The organism is Alcanivorax sp. (assembly GCF_051117345.1).
Classification (GTDB): Bacteria; Pseudomonadota; Gammaproteobacteria; order Pseudomonadales; family Alcanivoracaceae; genus Alcanivorax.
This window is the reverse complement of record NZ_JBNPEC010000082.1, coordinates 1-25,043: the sequence shown is the minus strand read 5'-3', so window position 1 is coordinate 25,043 and position 25,043 is coordinate 1. Positions and strand designations below refer to the sequence as shown.

27 protein-coding genes are annotated in these 25,043 nt (G+C 58.1%); 10 read left to right on the top strand and 17 right to left on the bottom strand.

The annotated features are described in order from the left end of the window. Positions 1 to 54 precede the first annotated feature (54 nt). The 8 genes from ACFE0K_RS05440 to ACFE0K_RS05405 all read right to left on the bottom strand — a co-directional run bounded on the left by ACFE0K_RS05440 (position 55) and on the right by ACFE0K_RS05405 (position 6,467). Positions 55 to 1,032 carry a lipid A deacylase LpxR family protein gene (locus ACFE0K_RS05440; protein WP_434535095.1) on the bottom strand — a complete coding sequence of 326 codons (978 nt, stop codon included), beginning with the start codon at positions 1,030 to 1,032 and terminating at the stop codon, positions 55 to 57. 43 nt (positions 1,033 to 1,075) lie between these two features. Further along, the gene (locus tag ACFE0K_RS05435) at positions 1,076 to 1,504 is read right to left on the bottom strand and encodes an ion channel (RefSeq protein WP_434535094.1); all 429 of its coding nucleotides are present in this window, start codon (positions 1,502 to 1,504) and stop codon (positions 1,076 to 1,078) included. Between the two features lie 22 nt (positions 1,505 to 1,526). Beyond that, the gene (aroE, locus tag ACFE0K_RS05430) at positions 1,527 to 2,339 is read right to left on the bottom strand and encodes a shikimate dehydrogenase (protein ID WP_434535093.1); all 813 of its coding nucleotides are present in this window, start codon (positions 2,337 to 2,339) and stop codon (positions 1,527 to 1,529) included. Continuing rightward, positions 2,336 to 3,244, bottom strand: coding sequence for an oxygen-dependent coproporphyrinogen oxidase (gene hemF / locus ACFE0K_RS05425; RefSeq protein ID WP_434535092.1), 909 nt, complete (start codon positions 3,242 to 3,244; stop codon positions 2,336 to 2,338). Before hemF ends, aroE begins: the two co-directional genes overlap by 4 nt. A 38-nt stretch (positions 3,245 to 3,282) precedes the next feature. Beyond that, entirely contained in the window at positions 3,283 to 3,888 is a 606-nt protein-coding gene (locus ACFE0K_RS05420; protein ID WP_434535091.1) for an L-threonylcarbamoyladenylate synthase, read from the bottom strand. A gap of 23 nt (positions 3,889 to 3,911) precedes the next feature. Beyond that, the gene (locus ACFE0K_RS05415) at positions 3,912 to 4,130 is read right to left on the bottom strand and encodes a hypothetical protein (protein WP_434535090.1); all 219 of its coding nucleotides are present in this window, start codon (positions 4,128 to 4,130) and stop codon (positions 3,912 to 3,914) included. Positions 4,131 to 4,253: 123 nt separating this feature from the next. Then, positions 4,254 to 5,315: a DNA-processing protein DprA gene (gene dprA, locus ACFE0K_RS05410; protein WP_434535089.1), complete on the bottom strand. Its 1,062-nt coding sequence runs from the start codon at positions 5,313 to 5,315 to the stop codon at positions 4,254 to 4,256. Positions 5,316 to 5,393: 78 nt separating this feature from the next. Next, complete coding sequence (locus tag ACFE0K_RS05405; RefSeq protein ID WP_434535088.1) at positions 5,394 to 6,467, bottom strand: LysM peptidoglycan-binding domain-containing protein; 1,074 nt, start codon at positions 6,465 to 6,467, stop codon at positions 5,394 to 5,396. Positions 6,468 to 6,612: 145 nt separating this feature from the next. Here ACFE0K_RS05405 and def point away from each other — a divergent pair, with 145 nt between their 5' ends. From def to ACFE0K_RS05380, 5 genes are all read left to right on the top strand, one after another. Next, positions 6,613 to 7,119 (top strand): peptide deformylase, encoded by a 507-nt coding sequence (gene def, locus ACFE0K_RS05400; RefSeq protein ID WP_035249793.1) that lies wholly within the window; start codon positions 6,613 to 6,615, stop codon positions 7,117 to 7,119. Positions 7,120 to 7,326: 207 nt separating this feature from the next. Further along, on the top strand, positions 7,327 to 8,295 hold the full coding sequence (fmt, locus tag ACFE0K_RS05395; protein WP_434535087.1) for a methionyl-tRNA formyltransferase: 969 nt from the start codon (positions 7,327 to 7,329) through the stop codon (positions 8,293 to 8,295). Beyond that, positions 8,273 to 9,589 carry a 16S rRNA (cytosine(967)-C(5))-methyltransferase RsmB gene (rsmB, locus tag ACFE0K_RS05390; protein WP_434535086.1) on the top strand — a complete coding sequence of 439 codons (1,317 nt, stop codon included), beginning with the start codon at positions 8,273 to 8,275 and terminating at the stop codon, positions 9,587 to 9,589. The genes fmt and rsmB overlap by 23 nt, the downstream gene beginning before the upstream one ends. A gap of 3 nt (positions 9,590 to 9,592) precedes the next feature. Continuing rightward, the gene (gene trkA, locus ACFE0K_RS05385; protein ID WP_434535085.1) at positions 9,593 to 10,969 is read left to right on the top strand and encodes a Trk system potassium transporter TrkA; all 1,377 of its coding nucleotides are present in this window, start codon (positions 9,593 to 9,595) and stop codon (positions 10,967 to 10,969) included. Between the two features lie 21 nt (positions 10,970 to 10,990). Then, complete coding sequence (locus ACFE0K_RS05380; RefSeq protein ID WP_434535084.1) at positions 10,991 to 12,442, top strand: TrkH family potassium uptake protein; 1,452 nt, start codon at positions 10,991 to 10,993, stop codon at positions 12,440 to 12,442. A 350-nt stretch (positions 12,443 to 12,792) separates the two neighbouring features. Here ACFE0K_RS05380 and ACFE0K_RS05375 read toward each other — a convergent pair whose 3' ends face one another. After that, entirely contained in the window at positions 12,793 to 13,140 is a 348-nt protein-coding gene (locus tag ACFE0K_RS05375) for a helix-turn-helix domain-containing protein (protein ID WP_434535083.1), read from the bottom strand. Positions 13,141 to 13,279: 139 nt separating this feature from the next. On the opposite strand from ACFE0K_RS05375, the gene ACFE0K_RS05370 reads away from it, so the two are divergent. After that, on the top strand, positions 13,280 to 13,663 hold the full coding sequence (locus ACFE0K_RS05370) for a hypothetical protein (protein ID WP_434535082.1): 384 nt from the start codon (positions 13,280 to 13,282) through the stop codon (positions 13,661 to 13,663). A gap of 104 nt (positions 13,664 to 13,767) precedes the next feature. Here the strand turns inward: ACFE0K_RS05370 and ACFE0K_RS05365 are convergent, their stop codons facing one another. Further along, positions 13,768 to 14,916 carry an alkane 1-monooxygenase gene (locus ACFE0K_RS05365; protein WP_434535081.1) on the bottom strand — a complete coding sequence of 383 codons (1,149 nt, stop codon included), beginning with the start codon at positions 14,914 to 14,916 and terminating at the stop codon, positions 13,768 to 13,770. Positions 14,917 to 15,068: 152 nt separating this feature from the next. Here ACFE0K_RS05365 and ACFE0K_RS05360 point away from each other — a divergent pair, with 152 nt between their 5' ends. The 4 genes from ACFE0K_RS05360 to ACFE0K_RS05345 all read left to right on the top strand — a co-directional run bounded on the left by ACFE0K_RS05360 (position 15,069) and on the right by ACFE0K_RS05345 (position 19,045). Further along, a complete protein-coding gene (locus ACFE0K_RS05360) occupies positions 15,069 to 15,737 on the top strand; it encodes a GntR family transcriptional regulator (RefSeq protein WP_434535080.1) in 669 nt (222 codons plus the stop codon). Between the two features lie 235 nt (positions 15,738 to 15,972). After that, positions 15,973 to 17,937 carry a marine proteobacterial sortase target protein gene (locus tag ACFE0K_RS05355; RefSeq protein WP_434535079.1) on the top strand — a complete coding sequence of 655 codons (1,965 nt, stop codon included), beginning with the start codon at positions 15,973 to 15,975 and terminating at the stop codon, positions 17,935 to 17,937. Next, complete coding sequence (locus ACFE0K_RS05350) at positions 17,924 to 18,514, top strand: class GN sortase (RefSeq protein ID WP_434535078.1); 591 nt, start codon at positions 17,924 to 17,926, stop codon at positions 18,512 to 18,514. Before ACFE0K_RS05355 ends, ACFE0K_RS05350 begins: the two co-directional genes overlap by 14 nt. A 12-nt stretch (positions 18,515 to 18,526) precedes the next feature. After that, complete coding sequence (locus ACFE0K_RS05345; protein ID WP_434535077.1) at positions 18,527 to 19,045, top strand: metal-dependent hydrolase; 519 nt, start codon at positions 18,527 to 18,529, stop codon at positions 19,043 to 19,045. Positions 19,046 to 19,217: 172 nt separating this feature from the next. On the opposite strand, the gene ACFE0K_RS05340 is transcribed toward ACFE0K_RS05345, so the two are convergent. From ACFE0K_RS05340 to ACFE0K_RS05310, 7 genes are all read right to left on the bottom strand, one after another. After that, complete coding sequence (locus tag ACFE0K_RS05340; RefSeq protein WP_434535076.1) at positions 19,218 to 19,643, bottom strand: hypothetical protein; 426 nt, start codon at positions 19,641 to 19,643, stop codon at positions 19,218 to 19,220. Positions 19,644 to 19,846: 203 nt separating this feature from the next. Next, entirely contained in the window at positions 19,847 to 20,341 is a 495-nt protein-coding gene (locus ACFE0K_RS05335) for a hypothetical protein (protein ID WP_434535075.1), read from the bottom strand. 63 nt (positions 20,342 to 20,404) lie between these two features. Beyond that, on the bottom strand, positions 20,405 to 20,953 hold the full coding sequence (locus ACFE0K_RS05330; protein ID WP_434535074.1) for a hypothetical protein: 549 nt from the start codon (positions 20,951 to 20,953) through the stop codon (positions 20,405 to 20,407). Between the two features lie 93 nt (positions 20,954 to 21,046). Next, on the bottom strand, positions 21,047 to 21,430 hold the full coding sequence (locus ACFE0K_RS05325) for a WapI family immunity protein (RefSeq protein WP_434535073.1): 384 nt from the start codon (positions 21,428 to 21,430) through the stop codon (positions 21,047 to 21,049). A gap of 819 nt (positions 21,431 to 22,249) precedes the next feature. Beyond that, on the bottom strand, positions 22,250 to 23,389 hold the full coding sequence (locus tag ACFE0K_RS05320) for an acyl-CoA dehydrogenase family protein (protein ID WP_434535072.1): 1,140 nt from the start codon (positions 23,387 to 23,389) through the stop codon (positions 22,250 to 22,252). Positions 23,390 to 23,711: 322 nt separating this feature from the next. Further along, complete coding sequence (locus ACFE0K_RS05315) at positions 23,712 to 24,164, bottom strand: OsmC family protein (protein ID WP_434535071.1); 453 nt, start codon at positions 24,162 to 24,164, stop codon at positions 23,712 to 23,714. Between the two features lie 87 nt (positions 24,165 to 24,251). Next, positions 24,252 to 25,043 (bottom strand): esterase/lipase family protein (locus ACFE0K_RS05310; RefSeq protein WP_434535070.1); only part of this gene is annotated, 792 nt, incomplete at its 5' end.

Below are 25,043 nucleotides of genomic sequence, written 5' to 3'. Positions count from 1 at the left end.
CGGGGTAGTTAATGTCCCTTTCGCGACTCGTCACTCGAGACTCGCAACTGAGCCTCAGATCCTCCACATAAAAGACATATTGCCGAAACTCAGAATATCGTCGCTGTTCCGAATCGGGGATGAAGACCCCTGCAAGGTCAGCGTGAAGGAAAAATCATCCAGCGTAATACCTCCGCCGAGCACCAGCCCGAGAATGCCGTCACGGGATTCAACATCATAGGGCCCGCTGTTTTCTTCCAGGTAGGAATAGCCGATGTACTCGCCAAAGCTGGCAAAAAAGACTTCCCAGCCGAACCCCTCGCCATCGAACAAACCTACCAATGAACCGGCGGTGCCAATACCCGCGTAATCGGGAATAAAGTTGCGCGGTAAATTCTGACCAATGCGCCAGAACCCACCGGCCCTGGCTGTACCATTAAAATTATTGGCATCCACCCCCCAGGCGTAACCCACTTCACTTTCCAGCGGACCCTGAACATACCGGAACAGACGGTGGGCATGGAGAAAATAGGCGCCACCAATTGCATCATGGCCAAGCTGATTGTCCCAGCCTTGAGGTTGCTCGGAACCGGTGATCTTGTGCACCACTTTCTGTGACTGTTCGGCGCCGGAATCCGGACCCACGATGCCAACCCTCACGCCATAGCCGAACAGGCTGTTGCCGTTCCAGCTGAACAAGCCCAGCTCCAGATTGCTGTAGCCCACGTAGGGCAGATCATTGAAGTCCGGCGTCTCCCGGCTAATGTCGGACGGGGTAATCATGATCTGTTCCAGGCTCAGGGTCACCGCGTGCTTTTCATCTACCAGACTGATGCCGGGTAGCGGGTCCAGCGCGGCGGCCAGACCGCAAGTGAACGTCCCATTGCGATCACAGCGCTCATGGGCATTACCCACCCAGCTGATGCGTACGCCATTGGTATATTGGCCGTCAGAACCGACAAACAGATCGTTGTCCCAGGAAAAACCGAAGGTGGACGCCGCAGCAGGCAAGGGGAGCAGGCAGGAAAGGACTAACAGAACACGCGGGGACATAACCATACCTCCTTCGGCAAGAAGACGCTCCCCGCCATCAACATCAAAAACGCCACCGCCGCTGCATGACCAGAAAAGCGAACGACGCAGACCAGGTTATGAGTATCAGCCCGTTCAGGGCTTCTACCCCGGCAATCAAACGCAAGGTACCTATGGGATAGAGATCACCCAGGCCCAACGAGGTATAGCAGGCGGTGGAAAAATACAGGTGGTCCAGGAAACTGCCATCTACCGACCCGGCCAGGTTCATGGCGGTATCGCCCCTGTCCAGAATCAGATAGACCCAGGCATAAAGCGTTACCTCCACCATATGGGCAACGAACATGACCAGTACCACCAGCAGGATCTCGCCGCGGAAACCCGACCGGCTCTTGAGCACGGCAGACAAACCCGCCAGGGTCCAGTAGTGCAAAGTCACGGTGCTCAGCACCATAGCCAGACTGACTATGGAGGCAAACAACACTTCATTCATGACCGCACTTTCCGTCATGACGCTAGCGCAACCCGGCGATTACCGGGGCACTGTCCGGGCGCCAACCACGCCATATTTCAAAGGCTTCTGCGGCCTGCTCCACCAGCATACCCAGACCATCCGCGGTGACTGCCGCGCCCTGCTGTTGCGCCCAAACCATAAAGGGCGTCGGCTCGCTGCCATAAACCATGTCGTAGGCTGCCGCCCCTTCCGCCAACAGCCCCTCCGGCAGGTCCGGCATCTCGCCATGCAGGCCGGCAGAAATCGCATTGATGATTAGATCGAACTGGCCGGTCAGGTTATCCAGGCCGCTGCCCAATACCGGCGAATTGTCGCCACTCATAAAACGGCGGGCCAGGATTTCCGCTTTTTCGGCGGTACGATTGGCCACTCGCACCAGAGTCGGATTTTCCGCCAGCAACGGACCCATGACACCGCGCACCGCACCGCCGGCACCCAGCACCAGCACCCGCTTGCCCTGAATGCTCCAACCCAGATTATCGCGAATATCTTTCACCATACCGGCACCATCAGTGTTGTCGCCGTGGAGCTGGTCGCCATCCCACCACAAGGTGTTCACTGCCCCCGCCTGGCCGGCACGCTCGGTCACCGCATCGCAGAGATCGAAGGCCTGCTCCTTGAAGGGCACGGTCACATTGGCGCCCAGACCACCGTCTTCACGGAAGGCTTTTACCGTACCGGTAAAATCATCCAGCGGCGCTTCGCGCTTTTCATAACGCAAATCCTCGTCGCGCTGGGCGGCAAAGGCATGATGAATATCCGGCGACCGGGAATGGGCCACCGGATTGCCGAACACACAATACAGGGCTGTCATAACCACTCCCGGTGAATCAGAAATTTCTGGTAGAGCTCGATTTCCGCACTGTCCGGCTGCGGATGATAGTCGTAGTCCCAGCGCACCAGTGGCGGCAGGGACATGAGGATGGATTCGGTACGCCCGCCGGACTGCAATCCGAAGATGGTGCCGCGATCGTAGACCAGGTTGAACTCCACATAGCGACCACGACGATAAAGCTGAAACTGGCGCTCCCGGTCGCCGTAATCATGGTCTTTACGGCGTGCCACGATGGGCCGATAGGCCTGGATATAGGCATCACCGACGCTGCGCATCAGCGCAAAACTGGTATCGAAATCGAAGCGATTCAGGTCATCGAAAAACAGCCCGCCCACACCACGGGGCTCGTCGCGATGCTTGATATAAAAGTAGTCATCGCACCAGCTTTTGAATTCCTGGTAGATACCTTCGCCGAAAGGATCACAGGCCTCCTTGGCGGTTTGGTGCCAGTGCACCACATCCTCTTCGAAACCGTAAAAGGGGGTAAGATCAAAGCCGCCACCGAACCACCACACCGGGTCTTCGCCTTCTTTTTCGGCGACAAAAAAACGAACGTTGGCATGACTGGTAGGCACGTAGGGGTTCTTCGGGTGAATAACCAGCGACACCCCCATAGCCTGAAAACTGCGGCCCGCCAGTTCCGGGCGGGCAGCGGTGGCAGAGGGCGGCAACTGATTGCCGAACACATGGGAAAAATTCACCCCGCCCTTTTCAATCACTGCCCCGTTTTCCAGCACACGGCTACGGCCACCGCCGCCCTGCTCCCGGTCCCAACTGTCTTCACGGAAGGTGGCGCTGCCATCCTCCTCGGCCAGTTCCTCGCAAATGCGGTCCTGAAGGCCCAGCAGGTAGTCCTTCACCGCCTGCAGTGATACCTCTGACATGCCGTCTCCCGGTTTGAATTCTTGGCGTGGAGCCTGTTTCAGGCGCGCAAGGTGCGGCCACTTTCCAGATCAATAATGGTAGAGGGTTTAGCGGCCCGGTCACAGGCGCCGCTGACAATAAAGTCCAACCGCTCACCAAGCTGACGGGCCACCTGAAACTGATTGCGGGCCGCCGGGCGACCACTGATATTGGCACTGGTGGAAATGATCGGCTGGCCCACCGCCCGGCAAAGCGAACGGGTAAGGGGGTGATCCGGCACCCGCACCGCCACCTTGGTAAAGGCGCCACGTACCCAGGCGGGCACGCTATCGCGGGCGTCAACCAGATAGGTCAGCGGTGCCGGCCATTGCCCGGCCACCTGTTCACGCTGACTGTCGGTGAGGCGGATATAGGGCTCCAGTTGTGCCAGGTCTGCGCCGATCAGAATCAGGCCCTTGCTAACCGGACGCTCCTTGATAGCCAACAGCCGCAATACTGCCTCTTCATTGAAAGGGTCACAGCCCAGCCCGTAGACCGACTCGGTGGGATAAGCCACTACGCCACCGGCCTGAATGATCTGTGCCGCACTATGCAGATGCTGGTACATGACGAACTCGCCCTGAAAGAAAGACGGGAAAATACCCTGCATGGGATGCCGGCTCAAGAGAGAGCCCCTGATTGCACCGCTTAAAGCGGCACCGGTGTCAGACGTTTTGCTGTGAGTGCCTTTTTGCCTTTCTTCATCTCGGTGGTTTCACACTCCACCTCCTCGCCCGGGGTGAACGCCCACTCCTCCCCTTCCGGCATGGTGCCAATAATCCGGTAGCGCATACCGCCCACATGGACCGCGTCTACCGCACGCCACTCTTCTTGTCCTCGCAGCAGGGGCACATAGATCTCAAACATGGCACACCTCGAATACAGACTCCCTGACATCTTCAACATTCCGCCCCTGGCGAGAAAAGGTCAAATACCAGACAAGAGCCAGTGCAGGTGTGTCATAGAGGGATCATCAAGTTCGACAGCCGGCTAGGCCGCACCGCTGCGTTTCAGATAGCCGCCGGCCACTCGCTCTACCCAGCCTTCCAGTTCCAGTTCGGAAAGCTGCCCTGCCAGGTCAGTGATCGGCATTCCGGTGCGCTCCTGCAGAGCATCAAGGGAATTTAGGCCCCCGGTCAGGTGCTGAAGCAAGGCGGGCAGATCCGACTCATTGACGCCGGCCGCTTCGACACTACGCCGGAAGTCACCGAAGGCATGAAAAATATCCTCCCGAGACTCCAGCCAGCTGGCGCCATCACGCAATAGCTGATGGCAGCCCTTGCTCAAGGGGTTGTGAATACTGCCGGGAATGGCGAATACCTCGCGACCCTGGGCCAGAGCCGTGCGAGCAGTGATCAGGGAACCGCTCTTGATGGCGGCCTCCACCACGATGGTGCCCAGACTCAGTCCGCTGATCACCCGATTGCGCTGGGGGAACTGGGCCGGCAGTGGCGGCGCACCGGGGGCAAACTCCGTGACCAAGGCACCGCCGGTCTCCACGATCTGGCCGGCCAACACCGCATTGCGGGGCGGGTAAATGCGATCCGGACCACTGCCAAGCACGGCCACCGTACGTCCGCTGCTGATCGCTCCCCGATGTGCAGCAGCATCCACACCCAGAGCCAGACCGCTGACGATAACAAAACCACTGCCAGCCAGATCCCGGGCAAAACGGCGACTGTTGTCCAGCCCGTCCGCTGACGCATTGCGCGCACCGACGATGGCAAGACCAGGCGCATTGAGTGCCTCCACGCAGCCGCGCACCGCCAGCACCCCGGGGGCATCCCCAAGCTGGGCCAACAAGGAGGGATAATCCGCATCTCCCAGGGCCAGCCAGCGCCAACCTTGCTCACGCAGATGCTCGTAATGCGCGGTCAGGGAACCGGTGTTATCCAGCAGCTTACGACGCTCTTTCAGGCCATCCGGCAACAGGGGGAGGTAATCGGCCAGCGCAGTGCGGTCGATGGATTGCTGTTTGAGAGCGCGGCCCAGAGCCGCGGAAGACGGGGAAAACAACGCCTGCAATAGCAGGCGCTTGTATTGTCCGTCCATCGCCCACCTCCTTGTGTGCGTTTGACGGGTTGTAGGGAGCCACAGCTCCGGCGGTGAGCGCTACCGCGATTTACTCAATCAGTAGCTGCCCGCCGGGCTTTCGGCGATGTCATGCAAATAAATAGGCCGCTTGGACTCCATGATCAAGCCATAGCTGACCTTGTCGAAGGCTCGGAAGATCACCATGGAACCCGTCCTTTCCCTGGGCAGACGCACCATATCGCCACGCTGGCGATCACGGACCGCTTCGCCCTGGCCGAAGACATCCAGTACATTGCCTTCTTTCAAGCCGTCACGCAGACCCTTGTTGATCACCACCACATCGTTGCGTGCCACGCTGTTGATGCGATCAAAGAAACGGATCACCTTGGCTTCGATCTTGGTATCCGGGGCCGATGGGTATAGCACTGAGCGAACCCGACGATCTTCGGTGGAGAACAGGCGATCATCAATACGGAGATCTTCGCTGGACTTGGTCACCCGCAGGGTCAGCATATCGTCTTCGTGACCGGTCACACGTCCCAGGCCGATTTGACGGGCCTCATAGCCCAGTACTTCGTTGGTATCCGGGTCCACGTATTGCTCACCGGTCCGGTAGAAACCGTAGCTCTGTTCAAGATTTTCCCATTGGGTCTGGGCATCCCGCGCATAAACGGTGTCACCTTCGCCAAAGATCACCCGACGATCACGACCCCCAACGATATAGGGAGCCTCGGCAATTTCCTGACGACTGACCACCAGGCCTTCCTTCAAATAAGCGGCAATGGCACCGGCAGGAATGGCAGGGATAGCCTCATCATTGGCGATCTCGCGCACTTTAGGAGTGAGTTTGACGGTGCCGTTGGGCAGAGTTTTCTCTTCCACACCGCGTTTGACCGACAGGCGGGGCTCACCATCCACATAGGTCAGGCGGATTTCATCGCCGGGATAAATCAGGTGGGGGTTGCTGATTTCTTCATTGATCTGCCAGATCTCCGGCCATTGCCAGGGTTCTTCCAGAAAACGGGCGCTGATATCCCAGAGGGTATCGCCATTCTTGACGAAATACTTGCCGGGATGCCCCTCTTTGAGCATGACCTGGGCAGCCGCCAGGCCGGATAAAGACACTAACAGCCCGAAGGCCAGGGCGCGCTGGACCGATTTCATCATCATCGGATTCCTTTTATCATTATTGGACTCATCCCCGAGAGCGGCCGTGGACCGGTTTTCACGGACACGGTTTCTTTTGGATATTAGCAATGCGATCATATATTTAGCAACCGAAATTCGAGTGCTATCGCAACTTCCGAGAAGGTACATGGCCAAACTGGAAATACTGGAATTCCCTGACCCCCGGCTACGCACGGTAGCAAAGCCTGTGGAAAAGGTAGATGACGAGCTTCGCAAACTGATCGACGACATGTTCGAAACCATGTACGCCTGCCCGGGCATCGGCCTGGCCGCCACCCAGGTGGATGTGCATCAGCGGCTGATCGTGATGGACCTGTCCGAGGACCAGACCCAGCCTCGCGTGTTCATCAACCCGGAGATCACCCCGCTCACCGATGAGGTGGCCCCCTATGAAGAAGGCTGCCTGTCCGTGCCCGGCTTTTACGAGAAGGTGCAACGTCCGGCCCGGGTGCATATCAAGGCCCTGGACCGGGACGGCAATACCTTCGAAGAAGAGGCCGACGAACTGCTGGCCACCTGCATCCAGCACGAGATCGACCACCTGGATGGCAAGCTGTTTGTGGACTATGTCTCCCGGCTGAAGCGGGATCGCATCAAGAAGAAACTGGAAAAGATCCACCGCCAGCAGGCTTAAAATCAGCTGCAAGCTACAAGGTACAAGCCACAAGGAAAGGCAAAATCTTCGCGCCCCAGCACCTTCCACCGTTGTGGGAAGCGATGCTCGCATCGCGAATCGTCCTTTTAAACGCAGGCAGGGCGCATATCAGCTAGCACTGTCCTGATCCGCGCCTTGCACCTTGTAGCTTGGGGCTTGCCGCTCACAACTCATTAGAGGTTTGCCTTGAAACCCTTACGCCTTGCCTTCGCCGGCACCCCGGATTTCGCCGCCGCCAGCCTGCAGGCGGTGCTGGACAGCGACCATGAGGTGGTTGCGGTACTCACCCAGCCGGACCGGGCCGCCGGGCGCGGCAAGAAAGTGCAGCAAAGCCCGGTCAAGGTGCTGGCCGCAAGCCACCACATTCCGGTGCTGCAGCCGGAAAATCTGAAGGGCGACGATATTCGCCAGCAGCTGCGCGACCTGAATCTGGATGCGCTGGTCGTGGTGGCCTACGGCCTGATTATCCCCCAGGCGGTGCTGGATATGCCACGCCTGGGCTGCCTCAACGTGCATGGCTCCCTGCTACCCCGCTGGCGCGGTGCGGCCCCTATCCAGCGCGCCATCACCATGGGCGACACCGAAACCGGCAACACCATCATGCAGATGGAAGCGGGCCTGGACACCGGGCCCATGCTGCTCAGCGAAGCCCTGCCCATTGGCGACAGCGAAACCGGGGGCGAGCTGCATGACCGGCTCGCCGCCCAGGGCGCCCGCCTGCTGGTGACGGTACTGGACGATCTCGAGCACTACCTGGCCAACGCCACCGCGCAGCCGGACGATGGCGTCACCTACGCCCACAAACTGAGCAAAGCGGAAGCGCGACTGGATTTCCGCCTGCCCACCCGCGCCCTCTACAACCGCATTCGCGCTTTCAACCCCTTTCCGGTGAGCTGGGTGCCGCTGAACGGTCAGCCCATGCGAATCTGGAAGGCCAGCGAAAGCCCGCAGCCCGGGCAGGATAGCGATGAACCCGGCCACATCCTGGCCGTGGATGACAGCGGCATCCATGTGGCCACCGGCGATGGCACCCTGATTCTGGAAGAACTGCAGTTGCCCGGGAAACGGCGCATGGCCGTATCCGACTTGCTACGCGGCAACCCGGATCTGTTCAAGATAGGCGAACCGCTGGGTGACTCCATTGACAACGTCTGACCCGCGCCTGACCGCGGTACGCGTCCTCAACAGGGTGCTGCCCGGTAAAGGCGACGGGGAAAGCCTGCGCGAAGTGCTGCGCGACTTTCCCCTGCAGGGCGCCGACGGCGGCCTGATGCGCGATATCTGCTTCGGCGTCTGCCGGCACCTGCGCCCCCTCAACCACTGGCTCAACCAGCAACTGGGCAAACCCCTCAAGGCCAGCGCCCAACCCGTGCGGCTGGCGTTACTCGCCGGGCTCTACGAACTGTGGTTCAGCGAGCGCCCCGCTCACGCCATCGTCAACGCTTACCCGCAACTGTGCCGCAAACTGAAAGCCCCCTGGGCCGCCGGGCTCAGCAACGCCATCCTGCGCAAGGCCAGCAAGCTGACCATCGATGATGCCGTCGCCGACGCCAGCCCCAACATCCGGCTCAGCCTGCCGGACTGGCTATTCAAGCGCTGGCAGCAAGACTGGCCCAGCGACGCGGAAGCCATGGCCAAGGCCAACCTGCAAACACCACCCTTTACCCTGCGGGTCAACCGCCGCCAGCAACAGCGCGCAGGCGCCATCGCCGCCCTCGGCGACGGCGCCCGCCCCGGCGAGCTGTCCCCCTGGAGCATCTACCTGAGCCCGGCGCGACCGGTATTCCAGCTGCCCGGCTTTGAACAGGGCGCCCTGTCGGTACAGGACGAAGCCGCCCAGTTACCCGCTGAAATGCTGCAGTGCCCGCCCACCGGCCGCATTCTGGATGCCTGTGCAGCCCCCGGCGGCAAGACCGGTCAGCTCTGTGAGAAATTTCCCGATGCCGACGTGGTCGCCCTGGAACTGGAAGGCAAACGCCTGGCCCGCATCAAGGAGAACCTGGCCCGCCTCGGTGCCGATATCACCCTGCTGCAAGGCGATGCCAGCAACCCGCAAAGCTGGTGGGATGGCACCCCCTTCGATGCCATCCTGCTGGATGCCCCCTGCTCCGCCACTGGCATCCTGCGTCGTCAGCCGGATGTAAAATGGCACCGCAAGGGGTCGGACATTCCTGCACTGGTTGATTTACAAGCGCGCATGCTGGATGCACTATGGCCGCTGCTCAAACCCGGCGGCATGCTGGTGTATGCCACCTGTTCGGTATTGCGGGACGAGAACGACCATCAGGTCAGCGCCTTTCTGCAACGCCAGCCACAGGCCCGGGATGTGACGCCACGGCCGGAAGGGGCCACAATGGTGAACGCGGGATGGCAGCTGTTCCCGCAACATCATGGGCCAGACGGTTTCTATCTGGCGTGTTTGCGCAAGGAATCGGGGGCGCTAGCGTAGTCCATGAAGATCATTATTCTCGGTGCCGGCCAAGTGGGCGGCACCCTGGCCGAGAACCTGGCCAACGAGCGCAACGACATTACCGTCATCGACACCGATGCGGAACGGCTGCGCGAACTGGGCGACCGCCTGGATATCGGCACCGTGCGCGGCATGGGCTGCTACCCGGCGGTGCTCAAGGATGCTGGTGCCGAAGACGCGGACATGCTGATCGCGGTCACCAACTCTGACGAGGTGAACATGATCGCCTGTCAGGTGGCCTACTCCCTGTTCCGTACCCCCTCGAAGATCGCCCGTATCCGTACCGCCCACTACACCAGCCGCGCCGACAAGCTATTCAACGAAAACGCCCTGCCCATTGATGTGATCATCAGCCCCGAGCAGGTGGTCACCGACTATATCAAACGGCTTATTGAGCACCCGGGCGCCCTGCAGGTAGTCAACTTTGCCGGTGGCCGGGTACAGCTGGTGGCTGTACGCGCCTATTACGGCGGGCCACTGGTGGGCAACGAACTGCGCGAACTGCGCAAGCACATGCCCAATGTGGATACCCGGGTGGCGGCCATCTTCCGCCGGGGTCGCCCCATCATTCCGGAAGGCAACACGGTGATCGAAGCGGATGACGAGGTTTTCTTCATCGCCGCCAAGAACGATATCCGTGCAGTCATGAGCGAACTGCGCCGGCTGGAACATAACTACAAGCGCATTTTGATCGCCGGCGGCGGCAACATCGGCTACCGACTCGCCAAGAGCATCCAGCACCGCTATAACGTGAAGATTCTGGAACGCAGCCCCGGGCGCGCGGAATGGCTGGGCGAAAAACTGCACCAGACCGTGGTATTACAAGGGCTCGCCACAGACCGGGACGAACTGCTCAAGGCCAACATCGAAAACACCGACGTGTTCTGCGCCCTCACCAACGATGACGAAGCCAACATCATGGCCTCTTTGCTGGCCAAGCGTCTGGGCGCGCGCAAGGTGATGACGCTGATCTCCAACCCGGCCTACGTGGATCTGGTGCAGGGCCACGATATCGATATCGCCATCTCGCCCCAGCAGTCCACCATCGGCAGCCTGCTCAGCCATGTGCGCCGCGGCGATGTGGTCAACGTCTATTCCCTGCGCCGGGGTGCGGCGGAAGCCATCGAGGCCATCGCTCACGGTGACAGCAAATCGTCCAAAGTAGTGGGCCGCGCCGTTGAAGACATCGACCTGCCGGAAGGCACCACCATCGGTGCCATCGTACGCGGCGAAAAGGTGCTGATTGCCCACGATGATGTGGTTATCGAACCGGACGATCATGTGATCCTGTTCCTGATCGACAAACGCCGCACCCGGGACGTGGAAAAACTGTTCCAGGTCGGGTTTACCTTCTTCTGACGGCCGAGGCCACGCCAGCGCATGCACTTTGCACTGATCTCGAAAATTCTCGGCCTGCTACTGGTGGTGTTCAGTTTCACCATGATGCCGCCGGTGGCTGTGTCCTACTGGTACCAGGAGGGCAGCGAAGGCCCCTTCCTGGTGTCATTCGTCATCACCCTGCTGTTGGGCCTGGCCCTGTGGCTACCCTTCTTTAAGCACAAGGAAGAACTGCAGACCCGCGACGGCTTTCTGGTGGTGACCCTGTTCTGGTCGGTACTGGGGCTGATCGGGGCCTTGCCGCTGTATATCAGCGATGACGTGCCGGTGGGCTTTACCGACGCAGTGTTTGAGTCCATGTCCGGGCTGACCACCACCGGCGCCACCATCCTTTCCGGCATCGATTTTCTGCCCAAACCCATTCTCTGCGACCGCCAGCAACTGCAGTGGCTGGGCGGCATGGGCGTGGTGGTCCTGGCCGTGGCGATTCTGCCCATGCTTGGCGTCGGCGGCATGCAGCTTTACACGGCGGAAATCCCCGGCACCATGAAGGATGCCAAGCTCACCCCGCGCATTGCCGAAACCGCCAAGGCCCTGTGGCTACTCTATCTGTTTATCACCACAGCCTGCGCAGTACTCTACTGGGCAGCAGGGATGACCGTATTCGATGCCATCTGTCACAGCTTCAGCACCGTGGCCACCGCCGGCTTCTCCACCCACGATGCCTCCATGGCCTACTGGGACAACCCCTGGATAGACTGGACTGCCACCCTGTTTATTCTTATCGGTGGCCTCAACTTTGCGTTGCACTTTGCGGTCTGGCGGGGGCGCTCATTGATGGCCTATGTCCTCGACCCGGAATTCCGCTTTTTCATGACCCTGTTCCTGCTTTACACAGGATTGATTACCGTAGGTCTGCTCGCCTTCGAGGTGGATGTAACCGCTGATGATGCCCTGCGTCACTCCGCTTTCCAGGTGGCCTCGTTCAGCACGGGTACCGGGCTTACCAGCACCAACGCCGCCGCCTGGCCGGGCTTTATTCCCTACCTGCTGATCTTCACCAGCTTTATCGGCGGCTGCGCCGGTTCCACCGGCGGCGGCATGAAAGCAGTGCGAGCCGCCCTGGTGTTTCACCACAGCGTGCGCGAACTGCGGCGGCTGATTTACCCCAACGGTATGTTTGCTCTGCGCTTTGGCCGCCACTCGGTGCCGGATCGGGTATTACAGGCGGTCTGGGGCTTTGTCGGGGTCTATATCACCCTGTCGGTCATCTTCACCCTGCTGTTCACCATGACCGGCATGGACCTGACCACCGCCGTCAGCGCCGTGGCCGCCAGCCTCAATAACCTGGGTGTGGGCATCGGTCAGGTCGGCGGCGGTTTTGCCAACATTACCGACAGCGCCAAGTGGATGATGACCGTGCTGATGGTGGCCGGACGCCTGGAAGTGTTTACCCTTCTGGTGTTGTTTACGCCCATGTTCTGGCGACAATGAAAGGGCAGTTAATAGTTAACAGTGAATAGTTAATAGTTGCGCGGGGGGAGCCCTGCCAACGGAAAGGCCGTGCCCGCGCCCACCAGGAAAAGCCCACCCAACCTTTCTACATCGCCGCTGTAGGAGCGCCTCTCGAGGCGCGAACCTCGCTTTGCGAGGAAATCGGCCAAAGGGCGATCAGATAGTTCAGACACGCATAGATCCCTCTAAGAGCCACTGAAAACTCCCAACGATCCTGTTTTCCTGTGGGAAGCGACAAGCATCGCCTCCCACAATCACTTCGCAGAAACGAAAAAGCCCCGGCATTGCCGGGGCTTTGGTTGCGCTATCCGATACTTTCCGTCGTCTCGCTACTGGTTCTTCTCTAGCAGCCTGCAGAAATCGATCAGCAATTGCCGGTTCTTGTCATCGAGTGCGCGGAAGTGACGCTGTAACTTTCCCATATCGGTTTCCCAGCCTGCAGGCGCAGGCTCACCCACCTGATTGGCCAATGCCGCATCCTCATACTCCCGGTATAAATCCGACACGCGTGTACCCAGAGAATTGGCCAGCGCATCCAGAAGGGCAACGGAAGGTTGCTGCATGCCACGCTCTACCCGTGACAGATTGCTGGGATCAGTACCGGCTCGATAAGCCACTTCTTCCAGTGTTTCTCCCATCTTAAGACGGTAACGCTTGAGTATCTCGCCGATTGTCATGGCTGGATTTTCCAAAGCTGCCGGCATTGACACCATGCAAATACGCACTTATCGTTTGCGTATTACGCAAATTCTCCAATAGCCGCCACTCAGCTAAGGAAAGCACGTCACGAATCAAGATGGCGGCAAGGCAGGCAGGATGCTTAAAAAATGGCTTGGCAGAAAAAGTACATTATCAACGCCCCAGTCCGTCCACAGGCAGGAACTCAACGCCCTGGACCTGGAACGTTACAAGGTGATCTATGCCTATAGTTGCTCCTCAGAGATATCCATGCTGATCTGGCGCAGCCATGAGCTTTGCCATTCCCGCATATTGAACGCCAGCCCGTTCACTCCCCAGGAGGGGGAATTATTCATCGTGGTGCCGAACCTCCACGAAAGCAGCCTGCAGCCACTGCTGCGGCAACTTGCCACTCTCGACCCACTGGGCGAACAACGGCTGTGTGTCCCTCTGAAAATCACACCCCTGAAAACCCTTCACCAACGCTGGCTGGAATTACGCAACAAGACCTGTGGTTACTAAGGGGCCTCTAGTGTGCAAGGTGCGCATCATACCGACCAAACAAAAAGCCCCGGCAGAGCCGGGGCTTTTTGTTCTAGCTGTTAACTGTTAACTGTTAACTGCTCTTACGCGATATTGTTCACCCGCTTGGATTCGCGGAACAACTGGTCCAGCTCGCCTTCATAGTAAGCTTCCACCCGCGGGTTCATCACTTTCTTCCACAGCGGCGGGATCAGGGCCAGCACATACATGGTGGCATAGCCGGCAGGCAGCTGCGGGCTTTCCTCGTAGTGGCGCAGCACCTGATAACGACGCTTGGCGTAGGCGTGGTGATCACTGTGACGCTGCAGCTGGAACAGGGCCAGGTTGGTCAGCAGGAAATTGGAGTTCCAGCTGTGGGCCGGCGTTACCCGCTCGAAGCGACCTTTATCGTTCACACGACGGTGCAGACCGTAGTGCTCGATATAGTTGATGATCTCCAGTGCCAGTGCGGCGAAGAAACTCTGGCCCAGGAAGAACACCACACCCTGCCAGCCCCACAGCAGCCCGAAGGTCACCGCAAACAAGGCAGAAATGCTGTACCACCAGATCAGTTCGTTATAGATACTGATGTTCTTCTTGCCCTTACGCTCCAGGTATTTCTTTTCCAGGCTCCAGGCATTCTTGAAGTTGCGCACAAACGCCTTGGGCAGGAAGTCATACAGGCTCTGGTTGTAGCGGCTGGACGACGCATCGTCCGGGGTAGACACATGCACATGGTGACCACGAACGTGCTCCACCTTAAAACCGGCATAGGTCACCGTAGACAACAGCAGCCCACCCATCCAGTTTTCTACCTTGGGATCCTTGTGGATCAGTTCGTGGCCCAGGTTAATGGCGATGATGCCACCCACAGTACCGATCGAAACGATCCAGCCAATCTTGCCGAGCAGGCCATAATCATTGGTCATGAAAATGTGGCCGGCGTAGAAAAGCACGGCGATCCAAACACAACCCATGGCGATGGCAGAAACCCGATAGAAGATTTCTTCACTCATGGTAGGGACTTGCACATCTTCACTGGGGTTGCTCGGATCTTTACCTACCAGATAATCGAGTACCGGAATAATCCCGAAGATAAAGACGTAAAGGAACCACGCCCAGTAGTCCTGGGTACCGCTATCCACACCCACGTAGGCCGAAAAGGGCACTAGCGGGACCATCAGCGCCCAAAACGTCAGGTAGCCGTATTTTTTCATTTTTAGCATTAGATCAGCATTCATGCTCTCGAACATGGCTCATACCTCGCTAGTTCAAGCCAAAAGTAACAGTCTTCAATGTGACGGTTAGGCTATCCCTGATTTCTTGAATTGTCAAACAACTCATTTACTGCCATAGTATCGACCTCGGAGGATAATTCCCGCCGAAGCAGAAAAGGACCTTTGTCATGTCGTTGAAAGCCGTCAGCCTGAGCGAACAGATTGCCCAGCACCTGGCCGAGCAGATCATCACCGGCACCCTGGCACCCGGGGCACGCCTGCCGGAAAATGATCTGGCCAAGCAGCTTGATGTAAGCACCAACTCACTTCGTGAAGCCTTTCGCGTGCTGGAGAAACAGCATCTGATTGAGCTACAGCCGCGCAAGGGCGCACGGGTGTGCGACGTCACTGATGAGCAGGTTCACGACCTTTACGACTTCCTTTTCATGCTGCTGTCGCGGCTGGCCGGCCAGGCCGCCAGCAACTGGATGCCCGGCCAGATCGAGGACATGGTGGAAATGCTGCCGCAACTGGAGCAGCACTATCAGGGCAACGACCTGCCCGCCGCCCACCAGCTGGCCTTCCGCTTTGTGGAACTGGCCACGGAACGTTTTGCCAACAACCGCTACCTGGCCGATGACATTATCGACCTGATCCCCCTGCTCAAGCGCTACACCTTTATCGCCCTGCAGGAAGACACCTCCGAGTTCGACGTTTCCCTGCAGCTGTTCAAGCGCCTGCTGATCAATGTCGTAGGTCGCAACCAGGCCGACGCCGAAGCGGATATTCGCGAATACGGTGAAAACCAGTGCCAGATCGTCCTCCGCGCCATCGCCAAACGCCGCAATGCAGCGTAAAAGGCAGTTAATAGTGAAAAGTTAATAGTTCGCGAACTGACTTCACCGCCAACTGCCTGCATAGAAAGCCGCGCCCAAGCCCCTGAGCGCGGCTTTCCACCTTTAAAACCAGACACAACACCTGTCGCGCGCTGTTAGCTTTTCACTATTAACTGTTCACTGCTTCTCCCCACGCAATCCCCACAAAGCCTCCTTGTTCCCTTGCCATGCTGGCCCCCATCACAAGGAGGCCACCATGAAACTGACGCTTTTCTTCTCGCTACTGCTACTGACACTCACCGCCCGAGCGGACTGGCAGGACGAGGCCGCCACCGGCGCCTTGCTGCTGACGGATGACCAAGGGGAAATCACCGCCGCCACCCTGCTCGATACTGACGCTCACATCACCGTCAGCGGTCCGCTGGCGCGGGTCACCTTGACGCAACGCTTTCACAACCCCAGCCAGCAGTTTCGTGAGGGCCGCTACCTGTTTCCTCTGCTAGAGAACGCAGCCGTGGACGGCATGGTGCTGACCATTGGCGACAGACGCATCGTCGGCCGCATCGACAAAAAGGCCGAGGCGGAAGAGGGCTATCGTCAGGCCCGCGCCAGCGGCAAGAAAGCCAGCCTGGTCAGCCAGCAGCGCCCCAACCTGTTCACCACCGCCGTCGCCAATATCGCCCCCGGCGAAACCGTGCAGGTAGAGCTGCATTACCAGCAGACCCTGAACATGGACGGGCGTCGCTTTCAATTACGCCTGCCGCTGACCCTGACACCCCGCTTCACCCCAGCCACGGAAGCGCCGCATCCGCTGGATTCCCTGCTGCGCAATACCGTGGCGAACCCCGGCGGCCCGGCCGAGGCCGGCACCGCGTCGATCCTCATCGATCTGGACGCCGGCAACCGCCTGGCAACGCTTGGCAGCCCCAGCCACGCTATCCACTCACAACGCCACGGGCGGCGCTACACCATCACCCCGAAAGCCGGCCCCATCGCCATGGACCGGGACCTGCTGCTCAACTGGGAACTGGAAGACAACGGCGAACCACTGGTCACCAGCTTCCACCAAGAGATTGATGGCGAGCACTATGCCCTGCTGATGGTGGTCCCGCCGGAAACCGGACAGGAGGCAGCGCTGCCACGGGAAACCCTGTTCATCATCGACAGCTCCGGCTCCATGGGCGGTGCCCCCATGCGCCAGGCCAAGGCCAGCCTGCAACTGGCCCTGCAACGCCTGAAGCCCGGCGATCGCTTCAACATCACCGACTTCGACAACCAGCACACCCTGCTGTTTGAAGCGCCGGCCACGGTCACCGACGCCAGCCGCCAACAGGCGCAAGGCTTCGTTAACAGCCTGCAAGCCAGCGGCGGCACCCACATGCTGCCCGCCCTCAGCGCCACCCTGAGCCAACCCACCAACGACGGCTTCCTGCGCCAGGTGATCTTTATCACCGACGGCGCTGTGGGCAACGAGAACGGCATCTTCCGTGCCCTGCACGAACAGCTCGGCGAAGCGCGCCTGTTCACCGTGGGCATCGGCTCCGCCCCCAACAGCCACTTCATGACCCGCGCCGCCCAGTTCGGGCGCGGCAGCTTCACCTACATCAACGACCAGAGCCAGGTACAGCAGGGCATGGACACCCTGTTCCGCCGCCTGGAATCGCCGCTGATGCGCAACCTGCAGGTGAAACTCCCGGACGGCATTGTCGCCGAACGCTGGCCGCAAAAACTGCCGGACCTGTACGCCGGTGAGCCCCTGCTGGTGGCCATGAAACTATCCGCCCCAACGGACCAGATCACCGTCAGCGGCTACCGTGAGCGGCACTGGCAACAACCGGTCACCCTGCCCACCAACAGCAACCACCCGGGCACCGCCAGCCTCTGGGCCCGGCGCAAGATCGCCGACCTGATGGACCGCATCACCCTGGGCGCCCCGGAAACCGACATCGCCCCGCAGATCACCCAGGTAGCCCTGCGCCATCAACTGGTCAGCCGCTACACCAGCTTTATCGCCGTGGAAGAAACCGTCTCCCGCCCGGCCCATCAACCGCTGCTGCACGACACCATCCGCAACCAGGCACCCCACGGCACTCAACACAATACCGCCTGGCCCGGCACCGCCACACCGGCGCCCCTGTTGTGGCGACTGGCCGGCGTGCTGCTGATCGTCACCCTCCTGCTCTGGCTGCGTCAGCGGAGACAGGCCCATGGCACGGTATGAGCGTGGCCTGCTGGCCTTGAGTCTGGCAACCCTGCTGGGGCTGGCAGGCTGGGCCAGCTGGCTGGATGGTAAGGCCTGGCTGGCCCAGCACCTGATCGCACACGCCTGGCACACCACCCTGGACCAGGGCGCCCCCCAGCGCCCCTGGCCCTGGGCCGACACCTGGCCCGTGGCACAGCTCACGACACCCGACGGGCAAACCCTCTATGTACTGGAAAGCACCAGCGGCGAAGCCCTGGCCTTCGGCCCCGGCCGACTGGCCGGCGGCATCGGCAGCGACCAGGCCCTCACCCTGGCCGGCCACCGCGACACCCACTTCGCCTTTCTGGAAACCCTGAACAGCGGCGACCCACTCATCGTGGAATTTACCGACGGCTCGCAACAGCACTTTCAAGTCACAGCCCAACAAGTCATCGACAGCCAGAAACAGCCCCTTCATATCCCCGGGGACACTCAAGAACTACTGCTGATTACCTGCTACCCCTTCGACGCCATCACCCCCGGCGGCCCCCTTCGCTACGTGGTCACCGCCCAAGCCAACGCCTTAGCACCTCAAGAAATAACCTCTGAAGGATAAAAGGAAGCCATCATGTTCATCGCCCACCTCCCCGCCGGCTATCTCCTGGCCCACCACCTTGTGAAAAAAATCAGCACCCTCCCGGTCTCCCCCAAAGCGCTCACTCTCACCGCCATGGCCGGCGCCATCGCCCCGGATCTGGACATGCTCTACTTTTATGTCATCGACAACGGCCAGACCCACCATCACAAATACTTCAGCCACTGGCCCATCCTGTGGATCGGCCTGCTGTGTGCCTCTGCACTGGCAATGGGTCTGATAAAAAGGCAGCCGCTCCCCGTTCTCGCCATGATCTTTTCCCTGGGCGGCCTGCTACACATGCTGCTGGATAGCGTGGTGGGCGACATCTGGTGGCTGGCCCCAATCGTTGACCAGCCCTACGCCCTGTTCACCGTCCCCGCCCGCTTCCAGCCCTGGTGGCTCAACTTTGTGCTGCACTGGTCGTTTGTGATTGAGCTACTGATCATCGTCTGGGCAGCAAGAATTCACTGGCAGGCATCACACCGGCGGCAACGCCTATTGAGCCTCTGAGTTACAGACTATCTGCGGAAAGGAAAGAAGCGATGGGGCGGTTTGAGAAGATGAACTAATTGAATCCAAGAAGAAGAGCGGGTCATGAGATCATGACTCGAACGGCATTTGCAGCAGGCTCCATCAGGCAATGAGACAGCAAGGCCAAAATGACGTAAGTGCCTGTTGGGCCTTAGCCTTTATAATCACTGCATAGCGCAATCGTCTCGCTAGCAAGATACGCACAGAATGCCTCAACGTCATCGTTGGCATAGGTATTGGAAATTAGCTCACTGGGAATCAACCCCTCATCCCAGCGGGTCGCGATGATCCTGTAGGCCTTGTCACCCTCATCACCGGGGTAAATGTTCACCTCAGCGGTTGTCTGATGAATATAAAGATCCCGAAGCGCTCTGGAACAACGAAACTGGCCAGCTTCTGAATCAGTGCTGCAGGCATAGCCCGCTTCAGAGAAAAATGTATCCGCTGTAGCAAACAGATGCGCTGTGCTTAGGCGCTCATCTGGAAACGAAGAAATAGCCCTGGGGGCATCACCCGTCACATTTGTGCAGCCGACGAAAACAAAGAGGATAAGGATGAGGAAAACAGGCTTCATCATTTCAGGGCATACTCTCTTTTTCACCACGGACTTGGCCAGAGAGGCTACCGCCGCGGTTCAATTTTGATACCAGGCATTGAATTCATCTGAATACTGCTAGGTCTTTCTTGAGGTGATGTATGGAGGCATGGGACACCTCATCTTCTTTTAGATATTGGCGTCCGTTAAAAAGGGTGAGAATCACGCCCGACTGCCGCCGCTTGCTATGACCCAACATAGCTCTGTAAAGCATTCTGATATTCCGACTCTCTTGGGTTGCCAGTCTCATCACCTAGAAATGGGCAATGAACCCTGCCATGACGCATCACCTGCTTCACAAGCTCAAGAAACCCAACCATTTCGGATTCATTTACTAATTCTCTAGGATCATAAAAAACCTCAACTGAATCCGGGAACACATACACCGCTGCACAATTAGTAACGGCCTTCCCGTCCCTAAAGTTAGCTATGGAATGGCATACAGGGGTAATTTCACCTGAGATAACCTTTTTAGCAACCTCATCAATGCGACTCAGAGGAACATCTTTGTTCTCAATATTACTCCACACTGTTTTCTCATCCGAAACCTTCCCGCTATGCGCACAAATGTAATCGTAGATACTCATAATCTCGGATGAACTTAGGCCTTCAAAATAAAACCCAGGCAGCGATCCCCGATCCAAAGAAAGAGCCTCTTTAAGTACATGAGGAATTGGCATGTCTCTCTCAGTCATAACGCCGCGCTCTGCCGCTTGTCGGTAGAAGCGCCTTGTTATGCGGAACTATACAGTCACCATCCACCACGAATATGCTGACTGCCTTACAAATCTCAGCAAATAGAGCTTGTCCGAACTCTTCACTTTCAACTCGTATTCATCCAAATCAGGAAGCGCCACCCACCGATAACCTCCTTGTTCAATCCAGACACTGCCATTCATCCCACAGTTTTCAGAGGGGTATTTACTTTCACAAACCTGAAGTTTTGACTCAATCAACACCCCACCCTCTTCATTCAAATTAGAAATCTTTATCCACCTTTTTTCATCTGCATCATGCTTGCCACCATTAACAGGAAATAATGGAACAACAAAACCGAAAGCAACACTCTTCGTATGAAAGTTTTTTGCGCAGATAGAGATATGAATATTTTCATCTTTAAATGAAGCTTTGTTTTCGTCACCAAACCGAGCCCATTCAACAGAGGAATATCCGCAAAAGGAATCAGAATAATCAGTTCCTCCATCAGGAATCATCATGTGGCTTCTTTTTGACAAATTCACACAACCAGACAGCATCACGGCCATGATCAGCGTCAGTATAATATGATTCATTTTTTCCCCGCATAACGCCCGGCGCAGCAGGCAAATTGGAGCGACGCAGGAGCGGAAATTTGGTCTGCCTGGCGCCGCTTGTTAGATTGCATGCTAACTCAACCATTCACTGCGAACCGCCTCATCGATAATCTGCGGATCCACTTCAAAACCAAATTCAACCGCATGCCAATTTAGGGCGCGACCTGTATCCACATGGTATCCAAGACGCCCTTTAACAGAGATGTGGCCAAACGAACCATATGGTTCAAAGGTTATCTCAAGCTCTCCGGGATCAACAGATCTTAGAACCGCTTTTCCGCTCAACGTACTTTGCAGTTTTACTAGATCTCTACAGAAATTCCGGAAATCCCTACCCTCGACATGTAAGTCATTGCGACCGGAAAACCCATGCGACTCTAGCGTTACACCCAAGTAAGCATCTCCATCCCAAGAGATTAAGTCGATACCAAGAACACTCTTACGATCAGTAATCACAACCATTTCAATGCCATCTAACGCCAAACTCAGCGGACTAATTGAGTGCAGCGAAATTTGATCCGCTGCAGCTTCTTGTTAGGGAGCAGTTATTAAGACCACCAAAAGATACATGACGAACAATAACGCCCCCACAGGCAGAAGCACCCTTACCCTTTTCGCATATGTGACAGCCATTGGCGAGCTCAACTCTTCAATCTTGGAGCTATAAATAATCTTTATGAGCTTAATTTGGACATTAGGATCTCCATATCGCGGCAAACCCGTATAGAAAAAACTTAGTGACGATTGAGCTTCCAGCCACTCAGGCTTCTCCTTCTCAACAATGCGGCAAAATCGGACTGCCGAATATATATGCAACAGAACTATGCAGGAGAAAACCACCGCTCAAAGCTGGATAATGAGCTCAAACATCTCTTGACCCTAACAGCATATTAAGACGAACGAATCGACTTAACCCAATTCGACATAATTATTTTTGGCTTACAAGATCAGCCACGAATAATTTGATATTGGGCAGCAACTTACAGCCAAGTTGAGAACCTAGCCCAACTGACAAATCACGAACGTTCGACATAATGCCAGTACGAGCGTGCTTTTTGACAAAGTACTCCCCCTCTACAAATTCACTTTATATCAACCAGTTAGCATTTTCTGTAAGCCATATCCTACAAGCCAGAAAGGCCCATCTGTTGAGCACGGGGGCAGTCAGGGTTTGGCTGCATTAGGTTCGCACCTCAAGAGGTGCTCCTACAGAAAAGGGGAGGCATAAAAAAACGCGGCCGGAGCCGCGTTTTTTGGTGCTGAAATCCTGAGGATTTATCGCCCGATAATTTCCCGGGAGATGATTTCCTTCATGATTTCGCTGGTGCCGCCGTAGATGCGCTGGATGCGGGCATCCACGTAGTCGCGGGAGATGGGGTACTCCTGCATGTAGCCGTAACCACCGAACAGTTGCAGACATTTGTCGGCGACCACGCCTTGCAGCTCGGTGGTGGTGAGCTTGGCGATGGAGGCGTTGGTGGCGGTGAGCTCATTGCGGTCGTATTGCTCGATGCACTGCTCACCGTAGGCGCGGTTAACCACGACCTGGGCATGCAGGTCCGCCAGCACAAAGCGGGTGTTCTGCAGGCTGGAGATGGGCTTACCGAACGCCATGCGCTCTTTGGTGTATTCGATGGTGCGCTCGATCATGCCTTCGCAGGCGGCGATGGCACCCAGGGCCAGGATCAGGCGTTCGCGGGGCAGTTCGTTCATCAGGTTGGCGAAGCCTTTGCCTTCACCGCCGAGAATCTGGTCGGCGCCCACTTTCACATCTTCGAAGAACAGCTCGGAGGTGTCGGCGGCGTGGTGGCCCATTTTTTCCAGGTTACGACCACGGGCGAAGCCCGGCAGCGCACAGTCCACGGTAAACAGGGTCATGCCTTTGGAGCCGGCGTTGGGGTCGGTCTTGGTGGCGAGCACGATGACGTCGCAGTGCTGGCCATTGGTGATGAAGGTTTTCTGGCCGCTGATCTTGTAGACGTCGCCATCCTTGTCGGCACGGGTTTTCATGCCCTGCAGATCGGAACCGGCGCCGGGCTCGGTCATGCCGATGGCGCCCACGGCTTCACCGCTGACCATTTTCGGCAACCAGGTCTGTTTCTGCTCTTCACTGCCCAGGTGCAGGATGTAGGGGGCAACGATATCGGAGTGCACGGAGATGTTGGAGGCCAGAGCACCGTAACCGGCGCGGGAGGCTTCTTCCACGATCACCGCAGACAAGCGGAAGTTGGCGCCGAAGCCGCCGTACTCTTCCGGTACGTCCACGCACAGCAGGCCATTCTCGCCCAGCTTGTTCCACAGCTCACGGGGGAACATTTCGGCTTTTTCCCACTGATCGTAGTGAGGGGCCACTTCGTTTTCGAGGAATTTTTTGACGTTGTCGCGGAACAGTTCGATTTCGTTTTGATCAAGCATTTCAGACAATCCTGTTGGTCAACGGCGCCGCCCCCGGGCAGGGAGCCAGCGAAACTATGGCCAACATTCTAGCGGCACGGTGTGAAGGCAACATCATCCGCGAGTGACTGTCCGGTCCGCTGTATACCGCAATCCCGGAGCACCAACTGGCGTGATAAGGAGCGAGCCACGAGACGCGAGTAACGAAAGGCAAACCCCGGGCTTGCCTACGGGGTTTCGAAACTCGCTTCTCGTGACTCGCTTCTAATGGTGTTCACTTGGAAAAAGCGTTATTCGCTTCGCTCCTACGGCGGGGTTTCCGCCGCAGGAACGATGGACCAGGTCAGATCGGCTCGATGCTGATCTCGGCCTTGAGGGAATTGGCCACAAAACAGTTGCGGTGGGCACTGGCGTGAAGCTCGTCCATCGCAGTGGCATCCGGTTCCTGGCCATCATCGAACACCACCCGCGGGCGCAGCACGATGCGGGTGATGGCCATGTGGCCGTCACCGGCCTTTTCCACGGTGCCCGCAGGCTGGTCGATGTAGCTGAGCACCTTGTGGCCCTGCTTGGCGGCGATCGACAGGAAGGCCAACATGTGGCAACTGGAGGTGGCGGCGATCACCGCCTCGTCCGGGTTGACCCGGTTGCCGCTGCCGAAGTATTCCGATGCGGCCGAGGCCTGCACGACTTCGCCACCAGCGAAGGTCCACTCGTGTTCCCGGTTGAAGTGTTCGTAATCGAACGACGCGCCCGGCTTGAGATGCCAGGCAACCGTTGCACCGTATTCACTCATGATTCGCTCCCTCTGTTGCATCACGATTTTCTGTTCTCCTGTATTAACCATGATCCACGTCACAGGGAATCGCAACACTGTTTCAGATCAATGTTCCGGTAGCGGTGCCAGCAGGCAGCGCTCCACCTGATCCAGCACGCGGTTGCTGTACAGCAGGGCACAGTGCCCCAGATAGGGGACGTTGATGTTGGCTTCCGCACCGTCCAGCACCGCGGTGGATACCGGCAGTACAAAGTTGTCCAGATTGGAGTAGATGGAGAAGAAGCGGGCCCCGCCGGGGCAACCGCCGCCTTCTGCCAGCTCCTGCAGGAAGGGGCTCTGGTAGCGCATTTGCGCCGCAGAGCCCTGGGCCGGGAACAGCCCGGCGATGCGCGAGCCGTAATGGGGGCTGCCCAGGGTGATCACCCGGTCGATCTTGCCGGCCAGGCCCAGGTTTTTCAGGGCGTAGCGGGTCAGCGGACCACCCATGGAGTGGCAGACGATATGGGCTTTCTCCGCACCGGTGGTGGCGAGGATGCGCTCCACGTGGTCGTTGACCTGCTGGGCCAGTTTGCGGGCGTTGATGTGCGGCGGGGTGTAACTCACTGAGTACACATTACCCCAGCCACGCCATTTCAGCCGCCACTGCATGAACAGGAAGTTGGCACTGTTGCCGCCGTAACCGTGCACCAGGATCACCGGGGTTTCCCCGTGGTGGCGGCTGCGCACCGGGGAGGCATCGTGGATCAGCCGCAACGGGTAGCTGAACACCAGCACGGTAAGGCTGGCGGCTTCCTTGATGATCCCTGCCACGGAGGACAACAGACGCAACGGTTGCTCACCGGGCAGCTGCGCCTGCACGGGGAAACTGAGACGGCTGTAGACCCAGCACAGGTAGAC

Bases quoted from the DNA above. Each gene is read 5' to 3' on its own strand.
- ACFE0K_RS05350 (WP_434535078.1), top strand. From the start codon at position 17,924: ATGGCACGGTATGAGCGTGGCCTGCTGGCCTTGAGTCTGGCAACCCTG.
- ACFE0K_RS05365 (WP_434535081.1), bottom strand. From the start codon at position 14,916: ATGTTCGAGAGCATGAATGCTGATCTAATGCTAAAAATGAAAAAATAC.
- ACFE0K_RS05405 (WP_434535088.1), bottom strand. From the start codon at position 6,467: ATGATGATGAAATCGGTCCAGCGCGCCCTGGCCTTCGGGCTGTTAGTG.
- ACFE0K_RS05330 (WP_434535074.1), bottom strand. From the start codon at position 20,953: ATGAATCATATTATACTGACGCTGATCATGGCCGTGATGCTGTCTGGT.
- ACFE0K_RS05320 (WP_434535072.1), bottom strand. From the start codon at position 23,389: ATGCTTGATCAAAACGAAATCGAACTGTTCCGCGACAACGTCAAAAAA.
- ACFE0K_RS05380 (WP_434535084.1), top strand. From the start codon at position 10,991: ATGCACTTTGCACTGATCTCGAAAATTCTCGGCCTGCTACTGGTGGTG.
- ACFE0K_RS05440 (WP_434535095.1), bottom strand. From the start codon at position 1,032: ATGTCCCCGCGTGTTCTGTTAGTCCTTTCCTGCCTGCTCCCCTTGCCT.
- hemF (WP_434535092.1), bottom strand. From the start codon at position 3,244: ATGTCAGAGGTATCACTGCAGGCGGTGAAGGACTACCTGCTGGGCCTT.
- ACFE0K_RS05370 (WP_434535082.1), top strand. From the start codon at position 13,280: ATGCTTAAAAAATGGCTTGGCAGAAAAAGTACATTATCAACGCCCCAG.
- dprA (WP_434535089.1), bottom strand. From the start codon at position 5,315: ATGGACGGACAATACAAGCGCCTGCTATTGCAGGCGTTGTTTTCCCCG.
- ACFE0K_RS05335 (WP_434535075.1), bottom strand. From the start codon at position 20,341: ATGCCAATTCCTCATGTACTTAAAGAGGCTCTTTCTTTGGATCGGGGA.
- trkA (WP_434535085.1), top strand. From the start codon at position 9,593: ATGAAGATCATTATTCTCGGTGCCGGCCAAGTGGGCGGCACCCTGGCC.
- ACFE0K_RS05415 (WP_434535090.1), bottom strand. From the start codon at position 4,130: ATGTTTGAGATCTATGTGCCCCTGCTGCGAGGACAAGAAGAGTGGCGT.
- ACFE0K_RS05340 (WP_434535076.1), bottom strand. From the start codon at position 19,643: ATGATGAAGCCTGTTTTCCTCATCCTTATCCTCTTTGTTTTCGTCGGC.
- aroE (WP_434535093.1), bottom strand. From the start codon at position 2,339: ATGACAGCCCTGTATTGTGTGTTCGGCAATCCGGTGGCCCATTCCCGG.
- ACFE0K_RS05315 (WP_434535071.1), bottom strand. From the start codon at position 24,164: ATGAGTGAATACGGTGCAACGGTTGCCTGGCATCTCAAGCCGGGCGCG.
- ACFE0K_RS05355 (WP_434535079.1), top strand. From the start codon at position 15,973: ATGAAACTGACGCTTTTCTTCTCGCTACTGCTACTGACACTCACCGCC.
- ACFE0K_RS05345 (WP_434535077.1), top strand. From the start codon at position 18,527: ATGTTCATCGCCCACCTCCCCGCCGGCTATCTCCTGGCCCACCACCTT.
- ACFE0K_RS05360 (WP_434535080.1), top strand. From the start codon at position 15,069: ATGTCGTTGAAAGCCGTCAGCCTGAGCGAACAGATTGCCCAGCACCTG.
- def (WP_035249793.1), top strand. From the start codon at position 6,613: ATGGCCAAACTGGAAATACTGGAATTCCCTGACCCCCGGCTACGCACG.
- ACFE0K_RS05435 (WP_434535094.1), bottom strand. From the start codon at position 1,504: ATGAATGAAGTGTTGTTTGCCTCCATAGTCAGTCTGGCTATGGTGCTG.
- ACFE0K_RS05375 (WP_434535083.1), bottom strand. From the start codon at position 13,140: ATGACAATCGGCGAGATACTCAAGCGTTACCGTCTTAAGATGGGAGAA.